Consider the following 21,570-nt stretch of genomic DNA (forward strand, 5'->3'; position numbering starts at 1 on the left):
CTGAACGGATCACCCGCAGTTTTCCGGGAAGCATCCGCCCCCTCACCTTTGCATTTTCGAGATTGAATCAATGGTCAAACCACCCAAGCGCGCGGCGGGTGTTACTCCGCCCGAAATCCGTCCAAATACCGGTAGCACTGGCCCCAGACTTCCGGGCGAACACCAGGCAACCCTAGAGTCCTCTTCTGGTCTGCCGGGCGCCCCTGCACATCATCCGTCGGTCCAGGTCAACGAAATACCTGCCTCCCACTTGCTGTCAGTTGAGGCAGCTCTGCGATCAATCACCTGGCCTGCCGATCAAGTACACCTGTTACAGCGTCTGGATGCCGACAGCGGACTGTTCACCAGCCCGGATGGCAAGTTGTATGCCCATGTTGAAAACGAAGGGCATCTGCTGGTCGAGAGCCATCGCGATGGTCGCTACCAGATTCCCTTCAACTTCACCCCACATCTGCCCGGCCCGTTCCTGATCAAGACAGAACGTCAAACCCTCTGGACGTTCGAACGACCAAACTGGCTGGCGCACAATTCAGAGCGCGACAGACGCAATGCGGCCGCTGAAGGACTTCCTGCGGAACAGCCGATCTATCTCGCCCCCGACGCCGCCGCCCTGCTCTCTCCTGCCCTGCACACAGCGAGCGGAATCCGCTACGACAAACACCGCAAAACCTATGTCGACACAGCACAAGGAACCGTGATGGTGCGTAGGAACACCGCCGGTGAATATCAACAAACCTCCGCGACAGTCCGCGATGTTTCCGCCTTATTGTTCGAACAGATTCCCGGGACGCGGCTGTGGCGTCGCAAGAACGATGTCACGCATTCTGTCGCGCAGCGTTCGTCACCGGAAAAACGCCAGGCCCCGACCGACATGCCGCAACCAACGGCCGGCCCAAGCAAGCGACTGCACCTGGAAGAAAGCCCTGACGCTACCCAAGCGCTGACCGAGAGCTTGCTGTCCGCCAATCCCGACGCGATCAATTTGAGTTTCGGCTTATGGCGAAACTGGGGACAACGTGTCCGACCACAACTGGGCCAGCATATCGAGATCGACGGCCAGCATTACCGGGTGATGCAACAGGATTTGGGCGCCAACCCACGACTGGTTTATCTACAACATCCATTGTTCTCACCTGCCTTGTATGACGCTTTCGAATACATGCTGCGGGATAACCCGTCGTTGCAGCCTAAATGGGCGGTAAAAGGAACAAACCAGTGGACGGTACTCGACAGCGTGGTTCCCTTCGAGATGCCGATCACCCAGTACATCTGCAGAACCTTCAAATATTTGTCGGATCAATCGGTCAACTCACTCGCCCGGGCCATGTTCAATCAGGCAAATCGATCCGAAATCATCATTGCCCCCGGATTGGCGTTGCTCAACCAGGTGTTTCGTTACTGGGCAAACCGAGATATGCGCAGAGCACCGCAACGAGAACTTGTTGATCCGCTATTAATGCTGCGCCCGCTTGCCGGAGCCGAAGAAACCCTGGCGATTCCTTCCTCGCTGGGTGAAGGCTTGATGCGACTGGATTTTGATCCGGGACGCTTCCCCCGACACTGGAACGAGTACGCCGCTGCTCGCACTGTGCCCAATCTGCGAAGACTGTTCAGGCAGATTCTGGAAGATGACGGCTACGTGGTGAACAACTCGGCGGATTTCTCGGGTGAGAACGAACTGCTGTTTCACCGGGAAAAAATCGACCATGTGTTTGTGCTGAAACTGCCGCTTGTTATCAACGGAAGACTAAAGCGATTTGAACCTGAACAATTTCACCTCAGTGAAGTTGGCGTGCAGACCTCCGCGAATGAACAAAAGCCATTGTCGATGTACAGCCAGGAAAAAAAGCTCAGTTACTTGCTGGGTGGAACCCAGACAGATGTTCTGGGGCAAACAACGCTGTTTATTTTCAAAGACAAATAACCCATCCAGACAGTGGCCATGAATCGCCTAGAGACACTTCAATGACTAAATCCACGAAAATCACTGTTCGTCCTGTTTCACCTGACACGTCCACCCTGACCAGATCCGATACTGTCACTGGCAGCGGAAGAAACACCGGCAGTCCTGACACTTCTGCGCCAGACAGCCATCGACTGCCCGACACTTCCGGTCTGACCGAGAGGGGCGCCGACATCGTTGTCGAGCCGCGTGTGGTTGTGAATTACATCACCGATCCGGTGATCACCGAAGCCAATGCCAGGCTGGCAGAGATTTCCCTGCCAGGCTTGCAGACACACCTGTTACGGCCGCACGAATCCCTCGACGGTTTATACCTTGCCCCGGATGGCCAGACGTATGCCCATCTGGAAGAAGGCGGTTATTACCGGGCCGAACTCAACACCGACGGTGATTACCAGATCCCCTGGCCCGCAGCACCGGGGGTGACACCGCCGATTCTGAGGAAAATCGCAGGCCAGCCGCGCTGGCGCATCGAGGCACAGTGGTACGCGGCCGAGTCTGCACCGGGGAGTCTGTTCATGCCTCGACTGACCGCCGAAGATCCGGTAGCGATTTTCCATGTTGACCCAAACCTGGCCACTCTGCTCCCGGCCGTGCATGAATCCACGGACGGCATTCGGCAAGGACCACGCGGAAAAACCTACGTCGACCTCGCCGACGGAACCGTCATGATTCGTAAAAGCGCACAAGGCGAATACAAACTGGCCAGCGCAACGACAATGAACGTGCCCGATATAACCCTCGAACAGATTCCCGGACGATGGCTATGGCGCCGCAAACCGCTGGATGCCGCTGGTGCGCAACCCAATCGATCTCCAGCCCATGCCACGCCTGAAGAAACCGGTCCTGGGCCGAGCAAGCGTGCGCGACTGCCTGGCGAGAGTGACCCGCTTGCTCCACGTCGCCCCATTGAGGACTGGAAAACCTGGGGCACAGCTACGAAACCGTTAGCCGGTGACTTCATTGAAATCGATGGCAAACACTTTTCCATACTTGAACAGCCAACGCATGCGGTTGACGCCCTGGCCTTTATCAAACACCCGCAGTTTTCCGCGACACGCTTCGATACGTTCGAACAGATGCTACTGACGACGCCTGAGTTACAACCCAGGGGCGTGGTGAAGTTGGCGGACAGGTGGACGGGGCGAGGCGGTGAAACATGGAGAATGGTGGAGGGTCTGCCCTTTGGCAAATGCCTGACTCAATATGTCAGCGATCAGTTCGCCTATCTTTCTTACGCCTCCGCCAACAAAGCTGCACGCGAAATGTTCAATCGAGCCAATCACTCCGACGCAATAACAGGACCCGGACTCAATGCTTTGTTCGAGACGTTCAGGTATTGGGAAAACCGTTCGACGTATATGCACGAAAAGAGAGTTTTACGTCAGGACCTGAGCGATCCATTGATGCTTCTTTCCCCGCTGCCGACGGACGAAAACGGCTACATGCACATGCCACTGCTGGCCGCTGAGGGCCTACAGAGAATTGACTTCAATGCCCAGTTGTTTTCTGCATCGCAGTATCAAGTTGATCGCGCGTCAACACGAGATCTGGCGCTAGGTATTCTTAGAGGCCATGGCTACAACGTTTCAACCAGCTTTCGCAGTAACGCACAAGACGCGCTGCTGATCCAGAGAGCAGGTATTGATAGCGTATTCATTTTGTTCACGGATCGATTCGACAACGCCACCACGCTTGCAACTGATCCAACTATCTGGCTCAAAAGAAAAGCGCTGGTCAACAAGATTGATCCCGACGATAAAATCACCCTTCAAGATCATCACGCGACCAATAAAATAATCTATCTGGCCTGCACTAACATGCGCCTTGCGCCATCGTGGCAAGACAACCTGGTCATCACCCGGCTTCGCTGACCAAACTATCAACTTGCGCACCAACTTAATACCCATTGATACAGGACGCTTTGATTGAAGCGTCCGACTTTGGCATGAAAAAAATAAACGCAGCGCCTCGACGATTAATTTTACCGACATCTTTACGGAACAACGGCAATGACTAAACCGCCAAAGAAAGTTCATATTCCCGACTCACGCAAACCGACCCCGATCATTGAATCGGAATCGGATCACACAACAGCTCAGCGATACCCCGACAATCATGTCAACCGATCCTTGCCGGCTCCCGGTCCTTCGTCCGCACTTCAAATGCACGACCCGTCGCAAGTGGCCTCGCATTCCAGTTCTGTCCGGGTTTTCGAAATGGCTGATCAGGCACCCGGGGTGGACAAGGGAAGTGATGTTCCGAAAATGACGATTCAAATGCCCGCGCCCCTGTTGCCGGAACAATTGGCCATGCTTGCCAATGAACCGTACTCCCCTGAGGGGCTTCGCTACGACCAGCGCGCAAGGCCGTACGCCGACCTGCAAGAAGGTACGTTTCTGGTACGCAAGGACGGGCGGAAAAGCTACAAGATTTCCTCAATCAACACGACTTACGGCCTACCGATAGAACGCATCCAGCTTACAAATCTTTGGAAGAAAAGAGACGCCTCTACGACCCGGCCTGAAACCCAACTTAAAACCGTGTCTGTCACCAGGCCCGATTGGGAAAACTGGGGCAAGGACACTCTCCCCCAAGAAGCCGACTCCATAGAGATTGAAGGTCGTCACTTCGTCATCGTCCCGCAAAAACGCAACAGCTACACCAGTTTTGCCTACCTCAAGCATCCGGATTTTTCTCCGGGCAGTTACGAAGCATTCGAACAGATGCTGGGCAGCAATCTCGACCTGCAACCAAGGCGAGCTGAAAGATTCCGCCTTCGCTGGAGTGTTGTGGAGCCGCTTGCCTACCGAAAGAAGCTGGTTGAAACAGTCACCGAGTGCTTCTCGTACTTGAGTGATCAAACCTCGACCAATATTGCCCGCGCGGTATTTGACCGGGCCAACAATTTTGCTCCCGTCATGCAGGGAGAAGGCTTGGCAGTGCTGCACGACACCCTCAAGGTCTGGCTGACAAAAAGCGTCTCCCGCTCTGCGAGACGCGACCTTGCCGACCCTCTGGTGATGTTGCCGGAACTCCCCGCTCGATGGAGCGCAGATCTGACGCAACGGTCGATGTCCCTACCTTCTCCCCACTCAACTGCGTTACTGCGAATTGACTACGACCTTCGCAAAGTGGAAAACGAACTTTATGAATTGGATAGCCCGGAATTCAGCCTGCGCGGAATGTTTGCCGACATTCTGGAGGACAACGGCTATCAAGTGGATCGTGACAATCGTCTGTTCAGCGAGGATGCACTGCTCTTTCGCCGGGCGAAAGTGGATGCAGTTTTTATATTGAAGTTACCTTCTCACAACGAAAGCGCCCACCTGGAGCGGCCGCTCGAGCCTGGCGCAGAACTGCGTGATCCCGCACTCAGCGTACATATCGAGAATTCGCAATGGCGGCACATGCTCGTCCCGGGAAAAGCCGTCCATCTTGTGGGGGGCGTGCAGCGCGTTGAACCTGATCAGCGAATACTGTTTATCGTCAGGGAGGGCTAGAAGCTCGCGCAACACGCGATCATTTGAATAAAAAAAGCCCGCAGTGTGGGCGGGCGAAAGACCAAAGAAGCTATATGCGCAGTCGCTTCCCGGTGGGGGCAGCTGCTTGGGGGTCAGCTGCCCCGATACGTGGAATAGCTGTACGGCGAAATCAGCAACGGAACATGGTAGTGATCCTGTTCGGCAGAGATGCCGAAGCGCAACACAACCACGTCCAGAAATGCCGGTTCCGGCAACTGAACGCCACGGGCGCGATAGTAATCGCCGGCGTGGAACTGAACCTGATAAACCCCGGTACGATAATCATCGCCTTGCAGCAGCGGTGCATCGACCCGGCCATCGCTGTTGGTGACCGCACTGGCGACCAATTCCAGTTGCGAACCTTCAACGCGGTACAGCTCGACCTTGATCGAACTGCCCGGGCAACCGTGTGCAGCGTCCAAAACGTGTGTTGTCAAACGTCCCATTGATTCTGCGCGCCTGCCTGCATGGAGCAGTCAGACTTCGCGCCTCCCGAAGTCAGTTGAAAAGGAGACCGCACCAATTCGGAGCACGAAAAGCTGCGGCGAGCGACCGATTAAGACACTTTTCAAAAAAATTGTACACAATAAAAACGACATTTTTCACGTCGCCCCCGCCATTCGGGGGTTTCCTCGCGTTCTGCCAGCAACACGCCTATTCATTGAACCTCCTATCCATTAGCTGACTGGTCAGGCAGGTTTCTTGCAGGCTTACGCCAATAGCAGCAAAAGATGACAGTCGGTGAAAAATGCGAAAATTCAGGCTTACAAATTGCGAATAAAGTTGTATACAATCAGCCCATCGCTGTGACGCCAGCCTGCCAGGCCGCCACACCCATCTGTCAACGAACAAGAAGGAAGACTGCAGTGAGCGCTGACTACCCACGCGACCTGATCGGTTACGGCAGTAACCCTCCTCACCCACACTGGCCGGGCAATGCCCGCATCGCCCTGTCGTTCGTACTCAATTACGAAGAAGGCGGCGAGCGCAACATTCTGCACGGCGACAAAGAATCCGAAGCCTTCCTCTCCGAAATGGTTGCTGCTCAGCCGCTGCAAGGCGCGCGCAACATGAGCATGGAATCGCTTTACGAGTATGGCAGCCGTGCCGGTGTCTGGCGGATCCTGAAACTGTTCAAGGAATTCGACATTCCGCTGACTATCTTCGCCGTCGCCATGGCCGCTCAGCGCCACCCGGATGTGATCCGCGCGATGGTCGATGCCGGCCACGAAATCTGCAGCCACGGCTACCGCTGGATCGACTATCAGTACATGGACGAAGCGCAGGAACGCGAGCACATGCTCGAAGCGATCCGCATCCTCACCGAAATCACCGGCGAGCGCCCACTGGGCTGGTACACCGGCCGCACCGGCCCGAACACCCGTCGTCTGGTCATGGAAGAAGGTGGTTTCCTCTACGACTGCGACACCTACGATGACGACCTGCCCTACTGGGAACCGAACAACCCGACCGGCAAACCGCATCTGGTGATCCCGTACACCCTCGACACCAACGACATGCGCTTCACCCAGGTGCAGGGTTTCAACAAGGGTGACGATTTCTTCGAATACCTTAAAGATGCGTTTGACGTGCTTTACGCCGAAGGCGCTGAAGCACCGAAGATGCTCTCGATCGGTCTGCACTGCCGCCTGATCGGTCGTCCGGGTCGCATCGCCTCGCTCAAACGCTTTATCGAATACGCCAAAAGTCATGAACAGGTTTGGTTCAGCCGTCGCGTCGACATCGCGCGTCACTGGCACGAAACCCAGCCGTACCAAGGGGCCGCGAAATGAGCCGCTTTCAAACCCTGCAACCGTCGACCCTGAGCCGCGACGCTTTCGTCAAAGCCTTCGCCGACATCTACGAACATTCGCCATGGGTGGCCGAGAAGGCCTACGACCTGGGCGCGGACGCTTCGATCGACGAGATTGAAACCCTGCACCAGCGCATGAGCGACATCCTGTTGAGCGCCGATCACGCCAGTCAGCTGGCCCTGATCAACGCTCACCCGGACCTGGCCGGCAAAGCCGCCGTCCAGGGCCAACTGACCGAAGCCAGCACTAATGAACAAGCTGGCGCCGGTATTCACCAATGCACGGCCGAAGAGTTCCAGCGCTTCACCGAGCTGAACGACGCCTACAAAGCCAAGTTCAAGTTTCCCTTCATCATGGCGGTAAAAGGCAGCAACCGGCATCAGATCCTCGCGGCGTTCGAAACGCGCATTCACAACTCGGAAGACACCGAGTTCAAATGCGCGCTGGCGGAGATCAACAAGATCGCCCTGTTCCGTTTACTGACTCTTTAGCAAGCCTGGCCCGAGCATGTCAGACGCGGAGAATGCCCAGGGCCCTGCAAGCATCCCCAGCCACTTATTTAAAGGCAGACAAGAAGAATGAAAGCTTACGCCGTACCTTTCGAAAAATTCGTCAACCTGGCCGATGCCCGTCTGGGCACCAAAATCATCTCGGTCACCGATGACTGGTTCGCAGACGCCAATCGTCTGTTCCAACCGACCCCGGCCGTATGGAAGGAGGGCGTGTTCGATGACAACGGCAAGTGGATGGACGGCTGGGAATCGCGCCGCAAGCGCTTCGAAGGCTTCGACAGCGCAGTGATCCGTCTGGGCGTACCGGGCTCGATCAAAGGCGTGGACATCGACACTTCATTCTTCACCGGCAACTTCCCGCCATCGGCCTCGCTGGAAGCGTGCTTCCTGGCCTCGGGCGAGCCTGATGACAACACTCAGTGGACTGAAGTGCTGTCGGCCGTCGAGCTGCAGGGCAACAGCCACCACTACCACGAAATCAGCAACGACCAAGCGTTCAGCCACCTGCGCTTCAACATCTACCCGGACGGCGGTGTTGCCCGTCTGCGCGTGTACGGTGTGCCGCATCGCGACTGGTCGGCGGTTGGCGACAACGAGCAAGTCGATCTGGCAGCAGCCCTCAATGGTGGCCGCGCCCTCGCCTGCTCCGACGAACACTTCGGCCGCATGAGCAACATCCTCAACCCGGGCCGTGGCATCAACATGGGCGACGGCTGGGAAACTGCACGTCGTCGCACGCCGGGCAATGACTGGGTCATCGTCGCGCTGGGTCACCCGGGCGAGATCGAGAAGATCGTCGTCGACACCCTGCACTTCAAAGGCAACTACCCGGACACTTGCTCGATCCAGGGCGCGTTCGTCAAAGGTGGTACTGACAGCCAGATCGAAACCCAGTCGCTGTTCTGGCGCGAACTGCTGCCGAGCCAGAAGCTGGAAATGCACGCCGAACACACTTTCGTCGAGCAGATCAAAGCACTGGGCCCGATCACCCACATCCGCCTGAACGTGTTCCCGGATGGTGGTGTGAGTCGCCTGCGCGTTCTCGGCAAGGTCGCTAAATAACACCGTAATGATCGTTCCCACGCTCTGCGTGGGAACGCATCACTGGACGCTCTGCGTCCGTTCTGGATGTGACGCGGAGCGTCACGGGCTGCATTCCCACGCGGAGCGTGGGAACGATCACTCAACGAAAAGAAGAACAGCATGCGCACACTAACGATTGAACCGCTGACCAAAGAAGCCTTCGCCCCTTTCGGTGACGTGATCGAAACCGACGGCAGCGATCACTTCATGATCAACAACGGTTCGACCATGCGCTTCCATAAACTGGCGACGGTCGAAACCGCTCAGCCCGAGGACAACGCGATCATCAGCATCTTCCGCGCCGACGCGCAGGACATGCCGCTGACCGTTTGCATGCTGGAACGCCATCCGCTGGGCAGCCAGGCTTTCATACCGCTGCTCGGCAACCCCTTTCTGATCGTGGTCGCGCCAATTGGCGATGAACCTGTATCAGGCTTGGTCCGCGCCTTCGTCACCAACGGCAGGCAGGGCATTAATTACCATCGCGGCGTTTGGCACCATCCGGTGCTGACGATCGAAAAGCGGGATGACTTCCTGGTGGTTGATCGCAGTGGCACAGGCAATAACTGCGATGAGCATTTTTTCAAAGAGGATGAGCGTTTGATCCTCGCCCCCCACCAATAAGAGAAGGTCTGATCACTCGACAACAAGAGTGACAGGCGAGAGGTAAAGACTGTGGAAGCACATCTGTTGGAATGGCTGAACCTGAGCGTGCGCTGGGTTCACATGATTACTGGCGTGGCCTGGATCGGCGCGTCGTTCTACTTCGTCTGGCTGGAGAACAACCTCAACCGCGTCAACCCGAAAACCGGTCTGGCCGGTGACCTGTGGGCGATCCACGGTGGCGGTATCTATCACCTCGAAAAATACAAACTGGCTCCGCCGGCAATGCCGGAGAACCTGCACTGGTTCAAATGGGAAGCCTACTTCACCTGGATGTCGGGGATCGCGCTGCTGTGCGTGGTGTTCTACTCCAATCCAACGCTCTACCTGCTGGCTCCGGGCAGCACCCTGAGCGGCCCTGAAGGCGTGGCCATCGGTATCGGCTCGCTGTTCCTCGGCTGGTTCATCTACTCCTTCCTGTGCGATTCGGCCCTGGGCAAACGCCCTGCTCTGCTGGGCTTCATCCTGTTCGTGCTGATCATCGGCGCGGCGTATGGCTTCAGCAAAGTGTTCAGCGGTCGTGGTGCGTACCTGCACGTCGGCGCGATCATCGGCACCATCATGGTCGGTAACGTGTTCCGCATCATCATGCCGGCGCAACGTGCACTGGTCGCAGCGATTGCCGAGAACCGCACGCCGGATCCGGCGCTGCCAGCCAAAGGCTTGCTGCGTTCGCGTCACAACAACTACTTCACCTTGCCGGTGCTGTTCATCATGATCAGCAACCACTTCCCGAGCACCTATGGCAGCCAGTACAACTGGTTGATCCTGGCCGGGATCGCGGTGTTGGCGGTGTTGGTGCGTCACTACTTCAACACCCGTCACGACAGCCACAAGTTTGCCTGGACTCTGCCAGTGGCAGCGGTAGGCATGATCACCCTGGCGTACGTCACCGGCCCAACGCCGATGTCGACCGCTCCGGAAGTGGCCAAGGCTCCAGCAAAAATCGAGTACCAACCGTTGCCGGAAACGGCGCTGGGCGGTGGCGCGAAACCGGCTGAAGCGGCGGCACCTGCTGCACCCGCAGAAGCACCTGCTGCACCGGCACAGGCGTCGAATGCTGGCCCCGGTTTCGACAAAGTGCACACAGTGATCCAGGAACGCTGCGCTGTTTGCCACTCGGCCAAGCCAACCAGCCCGCTGTTCAGTGCGGCGCCTGCCGGTGTGATGTTCGACACCCCAGAGCAGATCCGTCAGAACGCGGCACGCATCCAGGCGCAAGCCATCACTACGCAGATCATGCCACTGGGCAACATCACTCAGATGACCCAGCAGGAACGTGACCTGATCGGTGCATGGATCGCTCAGGGAGCACAGACCAACTAAGCCGTAAAACTTCGCGAGCAAGCTCGCTCCCACAAGGACACCTTCAATCCCTGTGGGAGCGAGCTTGCTCGCGAATGGCCGCAACGCGGTCGACCTGATGCAAAGAAACAGCTGTGAGCAACCCGGCAGCTGTTCAATCACAAGAATAAAAAAGATCCGAGGTGTTGCATGTCCGAGCTGTCCAAAGCGCGCATCCCCGACGCACCCGCCATTCAGCGATTGCCCCTTTTGCAACTGATCCTGGTCGGTTTGCAACATGTTCTGCTGATGTACGGTGGTGCCATCGCGGTGCCGCTGATCATTGGACAGGCCGCTGGCCTGAGTCGTGAAGAAATTGCCTTCCTGATCAACGCCGACCTGCTGGTCGCCGGTGTCGCCACCATCGTCCAGTCCATGGGCATCGGCCCGATGGGCATCCGCATGCCGGTGATGATGGGCGCCAGTTTCGCTGCGGTCGGCAGCATGGTCGCCATGGCCGGCATGCCCGGTATCGGCCTGCAAGGCATCTTCGGTGCAACGATCGCCGCCGGTTTCTTCGGCATGCTCATCGCGCCGTTCATGTCCAAAGTCGTACGCTTCTTCCCGCCGCTGGTGACCGGCACGGTCATCACCTCGATCGGTTTGTCGCTGTTCCCCGTGGCCGTGAACTGGGCCGGTGGCGGCGCTGCTGCTGCTCAATTCGGTTCACCAATTTATCTGGCCATCGCCGCATTGGTGTTGGGCACTATTCTGCTGGTCCACCGCTTCATGCGCGGTTTCTGGGTCAACATTTCCGTACTGATCGGCATGTGCTTCGGCTACATCCTGTGCGGCGCGATCGGCATGGTCGACCTGAGTGGCATGGCCAACGCGCCGTGGGTTCAGTTCGTCACTCCACTGCATTTCGGCATGCCGAAATTCGAACTCGCACCGATCCTGTCGATGTGTCTGGTGGTGGTGATCATCTTTGTTGAATCCACCGGGATGTTCCTCGCGCTGGGCAAGATCACCGGCCAGGAAGTCTGCCCACGCATGCTGCGTCGCGGCTTGCTATGTGATGCCGGCGCCTCGTTTGTCGCTGGTTTCTTCAACACGTTTACCCACTCTTCTTTCGCGCAGAACATCGGCCTGGTGCAGATGACCGGCGTGCGCTGCCGTTCGGTGACCATCGTTGCCGGTGGTTTGCTGATCGTGTTGAGCCTGCTGCCGAAAGCGGCATTCCTGGTGGCGTCGATTCCTCCAGCGGTGTTGGGCGGCGCAGCGATTGCAATGTTCGGTATGGTCGCGGCCACCGGCATCAAGATTCTTCAGGAAGCCGACATCGGTGATCGTCGCAACCAGTTGCTGGTCGCGGTGAGCATCGGCATGGGCCTGATCCCGGTGGTGCGTCCGGAGTTCTTCGCACATCTGCCGCTGTGGATGAGCCCGATTACCCACAGTGGTATCGCCATGGCCACGCTCAGCGCGCTGACGCTGAACCTGCTGTTCAACATTCTCGGCGGCAAAGAGCGCGCAGCGATCAACGACTGCCATGCGCATTAACAGCATTAACGAAGTAACCCTGTGGGAGCGAGCTTCCTCGCGAAGAGGCCATGTCAGTCAACATCACTGTTGAATGACACACCGCTTTCGTCGGAACGCCGCCCGGAGCAAGCTCGCTCCCACAGGGACTGTGCAACACCCTGCCTCAAACAATAAAAACAAGAGGGAGCAACAGATGATTCGCACGCAAACCAACGTTCTGTTGAGTGGCGGCCTGCTGGCCGCGAGTCAAGCCATGGCCGGCGATCTCCTGCTGTGGCAGACCAACAGCCTCAGCTACCTGTACGGCAAGAATTTCGCGATCAACCCGTCGATCCAGCAGACGCTGACCTTCGAGCACGCCGACAAGTGGAAATACGGCGACAACTTCCTGTTCGTCGACAAGATCTTCTACAACGGCAAAGAAGACGCGAACAAAGGCCCGCACGCCTTCTACGGTGAATTCACCCCGCGTTTCTCGTTCGGCAAGATCTTCGACCAGAAGCTCGAATTTGGCCCGATCAAGGACTTGTTGCTGGCGATGACTTACGAATACGGCGAAGGCGACAGCGAGGCTTATCTGATCGGCCCCGGTTTCGACCTCAAGGTGCCCGGCTTCAACTACGTCACGCTGAACATCTTCCGCCGCCAGACCGAAGGCCCGCGCCCCGGCGACGGCGTCTGGCAGATCACCCCCGGCTGGTCCTACAGCTTTCCCCTGGGCAATTCCGACGTGCTGATCGACGGCTATCTCGATTGGGTGGTCGACAACGATGAAAACTCGCGCGGTACCTACCACGCCAACCTGCACATCAACCCGCAGATCAAATATGACCTGGGCAAAGCCTTGGGCTGGAGCCACAAGCAACTGTATGTCGGCACCGAATACAGTTATTGGAAAAATAAATACGGCGTCGAAAACACCCACAACTTCGACACCAATCAGAACACCGCCAGCCTGCTGGTCAAGGTGCACTTTTAAGATGGCCCGCAACCGTGCCCCATGCCTGTCGTCGGTGCTCTGTTGCGGGGCACTTGAGACCTGGCCGTTGAGTCAGTATTCTCCGCGGCCTCATGAATTCGGTCTAAAAAAAAGCCCGGATTTAATTCCTGACCGAAAAGCCAACTTATCCCGGCCCCGGTCAGTACCGAGGCATCCCGAAAACACACTCAATCGACTGTTTTTCAGCAGCCGAGCGGGTGTTTTTTTGCTTTTCGAAAGCCTTGGCTCGGCTCTTGCTAACAGCAACGAAGCTGACCGATCGGATGACTTTTGCAGCAACGAAAAAAGGCGCCACACCAGAGCGCCGATCTTAAAAAAATAAACGTGGAACACCTACTTTGGGAGCAACCGAATGAAACGTATGTGCACCAGCCTGATGCTCGCGGGATCGATGTTGGCCGGCGGCCAGGCCATGGCCGATGGTCTGCTGCAGTGGCAGAACAACAGCCTGACCTACCTCTACGGCAAAGACTTCAAGGTCAACCCGGCGATCCAGCAGACCGTCACCTTCGAGCACGCCGATGCCTGGAAGTATGGGGACAACTTCCTGTTCGTCGACAAGATCTTCTACAACGGTGACAAGGACTTCAACAACGGTCCGAACACCTACTACGGTGAATTCAGCCCGCGTATCTCGCTGGGTAAAGTGCTCGACCAGAAGATCGAATTCGGCCCGATCAAAGACGTCCTGCTGGCGATGACCTACGAGTTCGGCGAGGGTGACACCGAGTCCTACCTGATCGGTCCAGGCTTCGACCTGGCCATCCCGGGTTTCGACTACTTCCAGCTGAACTTCTACCAGCGCCACACCGAAGGCTCGCGCCCGGGTGACAACGTCTGGCAGATCACCCCGGTCTGGTCCTACACCATCCCGGTTGGCGATTCGAACGTGCTGATCGATGGTTACATGGACTGGGTCGTCGACAACGACGTCAACAACCGTGGCGAATACCACGCCAACCTGCACTTCAACCCACAGGTCAAATACGACTTGGGCAAGGCGCTGAATTTTGGCGAGAAGCAGTTGTACGTCGGTGTTGAGTACGACTACTGGAAAGACAAGTACGGGATCGACGACACCCGTGCGTTCACCACCAATCAGAACGTGACCAGCTTCCTGGTGAAGTTCCACTTCTGATCCGGCGGCGTCCGCAAGGACGCCTTCGCGAGCAAGCTCGCTCCCACAGTGGTTCTATGTCGAATGCAAATGCCGCATACGACGCCGAACCCTGTGGGAGCGAGCTTGCTCGCGAATGGGCTCAAGGAAGATTTCAGGCGGGAGCCACCGCCTCGCTAATACCCAAAAACCGGCACAACTCCTCACGCTTGGCCAACGCATCCCTTCGCCCCAGATCAATCAACTCGCTGCAATACCCCGCCTCGAACAGCAGATAACTCAACACCCCTGCCCCACTGGTCTTCGTCGCCCCCGGCCCACGCAGAAACAAGCGCAACGCCGCCGGCAATTCCTGACGGTGCCGCGCCGCGATCTCATCGATCGGCTGACTCGGCGAAATCACCAACACCTCCACCGGCGCCACCCCTAGCTCGCGAGTCGGCGTGCCGGCGGGCATCAGATGACTGAACTGGTTGAGACGCTGCAGCAACTCGATATCGCTCTCGAGGCTGTCAATGAACGTGCTGTTGAGCATGTGCCCGCCAATCTGCGCCAGCGTCGGCTGTTGCCCCGTGTAGGCACGCTCCAGCGGCTGCTGCGGATCAAACCCGCGCGGGTTGCCGCTGACGCCCACCACCAGCACCCGGCTCGCGCCCAAGTGCAATGCCGGGCTGATCGGCGCCGATTGCCGCACCGCGCCATCGCCAAAATATTCATCACCGATTTTCACCGGCGCGAACAACAACGGAATCGCCGAGCTGGCCAGCAGGTGATCCACCGACAGTTGCGTCGGTACGCCAATGCGCCGATGCCGCAGCCATGAATCAATCGTGCCGCCACCCTGATAGAACGTTACCGCTTGTCCGGATTCATAGCCGAACGCGGTCACCGCCACCGCATGCAATTGCTTGCGCGCGATCGATTCGGCGATGCCGGGCATGTGCAGTTTTTCATTGAGCAGGTCGCGCAAGGGCGAACTGTTGAGAAGCGCCACCGGCAGTTGCCGGCCCATCCCTAGCAGACTGTGGCTGACAAAACGGCTGGCCTGACGAATAACCCCCGGCCAGTCACTGCGCAACACGCGATGGCTGCGAAAGCCCTGCCAGAACAAGGTGAGCCGTTCGATGGCGGCACGAAAATCGGTAGCGCCACTGGCGAGACTGACGGCGTTGATCGCCCCGGCCGAAGTGCCGACGATCACCGGAAACGGATTGTCCGCGCCCAACGGCAGCAACTCGGCAATCGCCGCCAGCACCCCCACCTGATACGCCGCCCGAGCCCCGCCGCCGGAAAGAATCAAACCTGTGACCGGTTCAGCTGGGCTCATTGCAACACTCCATGGTGCTTAAAAAGATGGATGCATCAACCGCGTTTGGCGTACAGCTTCGGCTCGCCCGGTGGCCGGCTCTTGAAGCGTCGATGTGCCCACAGGTACTGCTCGGGGCAGGCGCGCAAGGCGCTCTCGACCCACTGATTGATGCGGATGCAGTCGGCTTCTTCGGTCTCGCCGGGAAAATCTTCCAGCGGCGGATGAATGACCAAGCGATAACCGCTGCCGTCGGCCAGACGTTCCTGAGTGAACGGCACCACCAGCGCCTTGCCCAGGCGGGCAAATTTCGTCGTCGCTGTCACGGTCGCCGCCTGAATGCCGAACAGCGGCACGAAGATGCTCTGTTTGGCGCCATAGTCCTGATCCGGTGCATACCAGATTGCGCGGCCGGAGCGCAGCAACTTGAGCATGCCGCGCACGTCGTCACGCTCCACCGCCAGCGAATCGAGGTTGTGCCGCTCACGGCCCTGACGCTGAACATAGTCAAACAACGGATTCTTGTGTTCGCGGTACATGCCGTCGATGGTGTGCTGCTGGCCGAGTAGCGCTGCGCCGATTTCCAGCGTGGTGAAATGCGCCGCCATCAGGATCACGCCTTTGCCTTCGCGCCGGGCCTTCTGCAAATGCTCCAGGCCCTCAACGTGGGCCAGCTTGGCCAGACGCTCGCGCGACCACCACCAGCTCATGGCCATTTCAAAAAAAGCGATGCCGGTGGAGGCGAAGTTTTCCTTGAGCAGGCGTTTGCGCTCGGCGGCGGATTTTTCCGGGAAGCACAGCTCAAGATTGCGCTTGGCGATGCGCCGCCGGTCGCCGGCCACGCGATACATCAAGGCGCCCAAAACTCGACCGATGGTCAGCAATGCCGGATACGGCAACTGCACGATCAGCCACAAAAGCCCCAGACCGCACCAGAGCGGCCAGAAGCGTGGCGATAAAAATGCTTTTCGAAAACGCGGGCGATCCATTAAAGCTTCCGTAAATACAGTGGCCGCGCATTCTACATCGTTCGACCCGGCTTGCGGCTCGCGGGCGTTCTCGTTATAAGTCTCGGCACTTTTAGTGACAAGCCGTTGTATGCCGACATGAGCCAAACCGAACCGTTAGACCAAGATCCCGTATTCCAGCTCAAGGGCAGCATGCTGGCCATTACTGTGCTGGAACTGGCCCGTAACGACCTCGAAAGCCTCGATCGGCAATTGGCCGCCAAAGTCGCCCAGGCGCCGAACTTCTTCAGCAACGCGCCGCTGGTTCTGGCGCTGGACAAACTGCCGCCGAGCGAAGGCGCCGTCGATCTGCCGGGCCTGATGCGCGTCTGCCGTCAACATGGCCTGCGCACCCTGGCGATTCGCGCCAGCCGCATCGAAGACATCGCCGCCGCCATTGCCATCGACATTCCCGTGCTGCCGCCGTCGGGCGCCCGCGAGCGGCCGCTGGAAACTCCGGAAGCCGAAGTCAAAAAGAAACCGGAAAAACCGCCGGAACCGACCATCAAACCGACCCGCGTCATCACCACGCCAGTACGTGGTGGCCAACAGATATATGCCCAAGGTGGCGATCTGGTCGTGGTGTCTTCGGTCAGTCCGGGGGCGGAACTTCTCGCCGATGGCAACATCCATGTATACGGCCCGATGCGCGGTCGGGCGCTGGCCGGCGTGAAGGGTGACACCAAGGCACGGATTTTCTGTCAGCAATTGAGCGCTGAACTGATCTCCATCGCCGGTCATTACAAGGTTTCCGAAGATTTGCGCCGCGACCCTATGTGGGGCTCGGGCGTACAGGTCAGCCTGTCGGGCGACGTGTTGAACATCATTCGGCTTTAACGGATACTGCCGCATTTTCCAAGCATCTCTAAAACGTAGCGAAAACGGCTCAAACGAAGTAGGAAAAAGGCTCAACGCCGAATTCCAGCCAAGGCTGTCCGACTGCAGTAGTTTTCAAGAGATGTTTTTCAGGGGCTAAAAAGTCCTTCTTCCTTAGGGGTGAAACACCTTGGCCAAGATTCTCGTGGTTACATCCGGCAAGGGTGGTGTGGGTAAGACCACCACCAGCGCCGCTATCGGTACCGGCCTCGCTCTGCGCGGCCACAAAACAGTGATCGTCGACTTCGACGTGGGCTTGCGTAACCTTGACCTGATCATGGGTTGCGAGCGCCGCGTGGTGTATGACTTCGTCAACGTGGTCAACGGCGAAGCCAACCTGCAACAGGCATTGATTAAAGACAAGCGTCTGGAAAACCTCTACGTACTGGCCGCCAGTCAGACCCGCGACAAAGACGCGCTGACTGTCGAAGGCGTGGAAAAAGTCCTGATGGAGCTCAAGGAACAATTCGAGTTCGTCGTCTGCGACTCCCCGGCCGGCATCGAGAAAGGTGCACACCTGGCCATGTACTTCGCTGACGAAGCGATCGTCGTGACCAACCCGGAAGTGTCCTCGGTACGAGATTCGGACCGCATGCTCGGCCTGCTGGCGAGCAAATCGCGTCGCGCCGAACGTGGCGAAGACCCGATCAAGGAACATCTGCTGATCACCCGCTACCACCCGGAGCGCGTTGAAAAGGGCGAAATGCTGGGCGTTGAAGACGTCAAGGAAATCCTCTCGGTAACGCTGCTTGGCGTGATTCCGGAATCCCAGGCCGTGCTCAAGGCATCCAACCAGGGCGTACCGGTGATTCTCGACGACCAGAGCGATGCCGGTCAGGCTTACAGCGATACCGTCGACCGTTTGCTGGGCAAAGAAAAAGCCCACCGTTTCCTCGATGTCGAGAAGAAGGGATTCTTCGAGCGCCTGTTTGGAGGTAGGTAATGAACCTTTTTGACTTCTTTCGTGCCAACAAAAAGCCAAGTACCGCCTCGGTAGCGAAAGAGCGTCTACAGATCATCGTGGCGCATGAGCGCGGCCAGCGCAGCACGCCGGATTACCTGCCAGCCTTGCAGAAGGAACTGGTCGACGTGATCCGCAAGTACGTCAACATCGGCAACGACGACGTACATGTTGCGCTGGAAAGCCAGGGCAGTTGCTCGATTCTGGAACTCAACATCACCCTGCCTGATCGCTGAGTCGATTTGGCAGTCGCTACGGCGGCTCGGACTATTGATGCTTGTGCAGGAGCTGCCGAAGGCTGCGATCTTTTGATCTTCAAAGTCAAAAGATCGCAGCCTTCGGCAGCTCCTACAGGGTTATCAGCAGTTCCGAGCCGCCGTTGGCATTTGTTACGAGGCTGTTTTAATGCCGCTGTCCAACATCCACATCATCCATCAGGACGCCGCCGTACTGGTGGTGCACAAACCGACATTACTGCTCTCGGTGCCCGGTCGCGCCGACGACAACAAGGATTGCCTGATTACCCGTCTGCAGGAAAACGGCTACCCGGAAGCGCGCATCGTCCATCGCCTGGACTGGGAAACCTCCGGCATCATTTTGCTCGCGCGTGACGCCGACACGCATCGCGAACTGTCGCGGCAGTTTCACGACCGCGAAACCGAAAAGGCCTACACCGCACTGGCCTGGGGTCAGCCGGAACTCGACAGTGGCAGCATCGATTTGCCCCTTCGCTACGACCCGCCAACCAAGCCGCGCCACGTGGTTGATCATGAATTCGGCAAGCATGCGCTGACTTTCTGGCGTGTGCTGGAGCGCTGCGGCGACTGGTGTCGCGTTGAGCTGACACCGATCACCGGCCGTTCGCATCAATTGCGCGTACACATGCTGTCGATCGGGCATCCGCTGCTCGGTGACGGGCTCTACGCCCACGAACAGGCACTGGCGGCATGGCCACGCCTGTGCCTGCACGCGAGCATGCTCAGTTTCACCCATCCGCAAACCGGCGAACGCCTGCGCTTCGAGTGTCCCGCCCCGTTCTGACAGCAACGCCGCCCCCCTGTGGGAGCGAGCTTGCTCGCGAAAGCAATTGATCAGTCGACATTAATGTTGAATGTGATACCGCTTTCGCGAGCAAGCTCGCTCCCACAGTTTTTTGCATGCATTTCAAGACCGCATGTCATGCCCCAAGCTTCAAGCCGATGCGTTAAACTCCCGCCCATTGCTGTCTGGAGTTTCTTATGCGCGAAGAGTTGAACCAAGGCCTGATCGACTTTCTCAAGGCCTCCCCTACCCCGTTCCACGCCACCGCCAGTCTGGTGCAGCGTCTGGAGGCCGCCGGTTACGTGCGCCTCGACGAGCGCGAGCCATGGACCACCGAGCCGAACGGCCGCTATTACGTCACCCGCAACGACTCCTCGATTGTCGCGATCAAAATGGGCCGCACTTCGCCGCTGCACGGCGGCATCCGCTTGGTCGGTGCGCACACCGACAGCCCGTGCCTGCGGGTCAAGCCGCAACCGGAACTGCAGCGTCAGGGCTTCTGGCAACTGGGCGTTGAAGTCTACGGCGGCGCACTGCTGGCACCTTGGTTCGACCGCGACCTGTCGCTGGCTGGCCGCGTGACCTTCCGCCGCGACGGCAAAGTCGAAAGCCAATTGATCGACTTCAAGGCACCGATCGCGATCATTCCGAACCTGGCCATTCACCTCAACCGTGAAGCCAATCAGGGCTGGGCGATCAACGCGCAGACCGAGCTGCCGCCGATCCTCGCGCAATTCGCCGGTGACGAGCGCGTTGACTTCCGTGCCGTGCTCACCGATCAACTGGCCCGCGAACATGGCCTGAATGCCGACGTCGTGCTCGATTACGAGCTGAGCTTCTACGACACGCAAAGTGCTGCAGTCATCGGCCTGAACGGCGACTTCATTGCCGGCGCACGCCTCGATAACCTGCTGTCGTGCTACGCCGGTCTGCAAGCCTTGCTCACCGCCGAAACCGACGAAACCTGCGTGCTGGTGTGCAACGACCACGAAGAAGTCGGCTCCTGCTCGGCCTGCGGTGCCGACGGCCCGATGCTCGAACAGACCCTGCGTCGTCTGCTGCCGGAAGGTGACGAGTTCGTCCGCACCATCCAGAAATCCCTGCTGGTGTCGGCCGACAACGCCCACGGCGTGCACCCCAACTACGCAGAAAAGCATGACGCCAACCACGGCCCGAAACTCAACGCCGGCCCGGTGATCAAGGTCAACAGCAACCAGCGCTACGCCACCAACAGCGAAACTGCAGGCTTCTTCCGCCATCTGTGCATGGCCGAAGAAGTGCCGGTGCAAAGCTTCGTGGTGCGTAGCGACATGGGCTGTGGCTCGACCATCGGCCCGATCACCGCCAGCCACCTGGGCGTGCGCACCGTCGATATCGGCCTGCCGACCTTCGCCATGCACTCGATCCGCGAACTGTGCGGCAGCCACGACCTGGCGCATCTGGTCAAAGTGCTGAGCGCGTTCTACGCCTGCCGCGAGTTGCCTTAAAAGCTTCGGCAAAATGCGATTCAATGTAGGAGCTGCCGAAGGCTGCGATCTTTTGATCTTAAAAACAAAATCAAAGGATCGCAGCCTTCGGCAGCTCCTACTCAGATCAATACCGGCCGGCAGAAACCGACCTAGACTTACATCATTCATTTCGACAAGGCAGTCTCCATGATCTCGATGTCTTCGTTCCACGCCATGCTCGTCCCGATCCTGACCGGGATGCTCCTGCTGGCGGTCGGCTTCAACTTCCGTGACAAGAACGCTGGTGTGTTCGCCATGTGGGTCGGCATGCTGATGATCCTCGCCACTGTGGTCTACAAGATCCTCGCCAAACTCAACGAATAAATCCGCGCCCGGCTCGCATTGCTTTAGTGGGCCTCGTACACT

The 21,570-nt window shown here is 58.1% G+C and carries 20 protein-coding genes; 17 read left to right on the forward strand and 3 right to left on the reverse strand.

The features are described from left to right. Positions 1–70: 70 nt before the first annotated feature. From FGA82_RS26200 to FGA82_RS26210, 3 genes are all read left to right on the forward strand, one after another. On the forward strand, positions 71–1,924 hold the full coding sequence (locus FGA82_RS26200) for a hypothetical protein (protein WP_141129341.1): 1,854 nt from the start codon (positions 71–73) through the stop codon (positions 1,922–1,924). 41 nt (positions 1,925–1,965) lie between these two features. Continuing rightward, positions 1,966–3,837 (forward strand): hypothetical protein, encoded by a 1,872-nt coding sequence (locus tag FGA82_RS26205; RefSeq protein ID WP_141129342.1) that lies wholly within the window; start codon positions 1,966–1,968, stop codon positions 3,835–3,837. Positions 3,838–3,975: 138 nt separating this feature from the next. Then, complete coding sequence (locus FGA82_RS26210; protein WP_141129343.1) at positions 3,976–5,466, forward strand: hypothetical protein; 1,491 nt, start codon at positions 3,976–3,978, stop codon at positions 5,464–5,466. A 113-nt stretch (positions 5,467–5,579) separates the two neighbouring features. Here FGA82_RS26210 and uraH read toward each other — a convergent pair whose 3' ends face one another. Then, the gene (gene uraH, locus FGA82_RS26215; protein WP_008080901.1) at positions 5,580–5,933 is read right to left on the reverse strand and encodes a hydroxyisourate hydrolase; all 354 of its coding nucleotides are present in this window, start codon (positions 5,931–5,933) and stop codon (positions 5,580–5,582) included. A 420-nt stretch (positions 5,934–6,353) separates the two neighbouring features. On the opposite strand from uraH, the gene puuE reads away from it, so the two are divergent. The 8 genes from puuE (at position 6,354) to FGA82_RS26260 (ending at position 14,526) form a co-directional block, all read left to right on the forward strand. Continuing rightward, complete coding sequence (puuE, locus tag FGA82_RS26225; protein ID WP_034151757.1) at positions 6,354–7,280, forward strand: allantoinase PuuE; 927 nt, start codon at positions 6,354–6,356, stop codon at positions 7,278–7,280. Beyond that, entirely contained in the window at positions 7,277–7,792 is a 516-nt protein-coding gene (gene uraD / locus FGA82_RS26230) for a 2-oxo-4-hydroxy-4-carboxy-5-ureidoimidazoline decarboxylase (RefSeq protein ID WP_108226900.1), read from the forward strand. The genes puuE and uraD overlap by 4 nt, the downstream gene beginning before the upstream one ends. Positions 7,793–7,879: 87 nt before the next feature. After that, entirely contained in the window at positions 7,880–8,875 is a 996-nt protein-coding gene (gene alc / locus FGA82_RS26235; RefSeq protein ID WP_141129345.1) for an allantoicase, read from the forward strand. Between the two features lie 141 nt (positions 8,876–9,016). Continuing rightward, positions 9,017–9,520, forward strand: a complete 504-nt coding sequence (locus tag FGA82_RS26240; RefSeq protein WP_127926402.1) for an ureidoglycolate lyase — start codon at positions 9,017–9,019, stop codon at positions 9,518–9,520. A gap of 51 nt (positions 9,521–9,571) precedes the next feature. Further along, the gene (locus tag FGA82_RS26245) at positions 9,572–10,885 is read left to right on the forward strand and encodes a urate hydroxylase PuuD (protein ID WP_141129346.1); all 1,314 of its coding nucleotides are present in this window, start codon (positions 9,572–9,574) and stop codon (positions 10,883–10,885) included. A gap of 168 nt (positions 10,886–11,053) precedes the next feature. Next, positions 11,054–12,406 carry a nucleobase:cation symporter-2 family protein gene (locus FGA82_RS26250; protein WP_141129347.1) on the forward strand — a complete coding sequence of 451 codons (1,353 nt, stop codon included), beginning with the start codon at positions 11,054–11,056 and terminating at the stop codon, positions 12,404–12,406. Positions 12,407–12,581: 175 nt separating this feature from the next. Next, entirely contained in the window at positions 12,582–13,367 is a 786-nt protein-coding gene (locus tag FGA82_RS26255; protein WP_141129348.1) for an outer membrane protein OmpK, read from the forward strand. Between the two features lie 373 nt (positions 13,368–13,740). Further along, positions 13,741–14,526 (forward strand): outer membrane protein OmpK, encoded by a 786-nt coding sequence (locus FGA82_RS26260; protein WP_064118621.1) that lies wholly within the window; start codon positions 13,741–13,743, stop codon positions 14,524–14,526. 133 nt (positions 14,527–14,659) lie between these two features. Here FGA82_RS26260 and FGA82_RS26265 read toward each other — a convergent pair whose 3' ends face one another. After that, positions 14,660–15,832: a patatin-like phospholipase family protein gene (locus tag FGA82_RS26265; RefSeq protein ID WP_141129349.1), complete on the reverse strand. Its 1,173-nt coding sequence runs from the start codon at positions 15,830–15,832 to the stop codon at positions 14,660–14,662. A gap of 35 nt (positions 15,833–15,867) precedes the next feature. After that, the gene (locus FGA82_RS26270; RefSeq protein WP_016982867.1) at positions 15,868–16,800 is read right to left on the reverse strand and encodes a lipid A biosynthesis lauroyl acyltransferase; all 933 of its coding nucleotides are present in this window, start codon (positions 16,798–16,800) and stop codon (positions 15,868–15,870) included. Positions 16,801–16,917: 117 nt separating this feature from the next. Here FGA82_RS26270 and minC point away from each other — a divergent pair, with 117 nt between their 5' ends. The 6 genes from minC to FGA82_RS32205 all read left to right on the forward strand — a co-directional run bounded on the left by minC (position 16,918) and on the right by FGA82_RS32205 (position 21,528). After that, positions 16,918–17,655, forward strand: a complete 738-nt coding sequence (gene minC, locus FGA82_RS26275; RefSeq protein ID WP_038367080.1) for a septum site-determining protein MinC — start codon at positions 16,918–16,920, stop codon at positions 17,653–17,655. Positions 17,656–17,824: 169 nt separating this feature from the next. Further along, positions 17,825–18,637: a septum site-determining protein MinD gene (minD, locus tag FGA82_RS26280; protein ID WP_007913953.1), complete on the forward strand. Its 813-nt coding sequence runs from the start codon at positions 17,825–17,827 to the stop codon at positions 18,635–18,637. Beyond that, complete coding sequence (gene minE / locus FGA82_RS26285; RefSeq protein ID WP_003223146.1) at positions 18,637–18,891, forward strand: cell division topological specificity factor MinE; 255 nt, start codon at positions 18,637–18,639, stop codon at positions 18,889–18,891. Before minD ends, minE begins: the two co-directional genes overlap by 1 nt. A gap of 169 nt (positions 18,892–19,060) precedes the next feature. After that, positions 19,061–19,696, forward strand: a complete 636-nt coding sequence (locus FGA82_RS26295) for an RluA family pseudouridine synthase (protein WP_141129350.1) — start codon at positions 19,061–19,063, stop codon at positions 19,694–19,696. 197 nt (positions 19,697–19,893) lie between these two features. Further along, positions 19,894–21,183: a M18 family aminopeptidase gene (locus tag FGA82_RS26305; RefSeq protein WP_034151767.1), complete on the forward strand. Its 1,290-nt coding sequence runs from the start codon at positions 19,894–19,896 to the stop codon at positions 21,181–21,183. A gap of 168 nt (positions 21,184–21,351) precedes the next feature. Next, on the forward strand, positions 21,352–21,528 hold the full coding sequence (locus FGA82_RS32205; RefSeq protein WP_171057362.1) for a hypothetical protein: 177 nt from the start codon (positions 21,352–21,354) through the stop codon (positions 21,526–21,528). Positions 21,529–21,570: the final 42 nt, after the last annotated feature.

The sequence above is a fragment of the Pseudomonas fluorescens genome, assembly GCF_005938625.1.
GTDB classification, from domain to species: Bacteria; Pseudomonadota; Gammaproteobacteria; order Pseudomonadales; family Pseudomonadaceae; genus Aquipseudomonas; species Aquipseudomonas fluorescens_BD.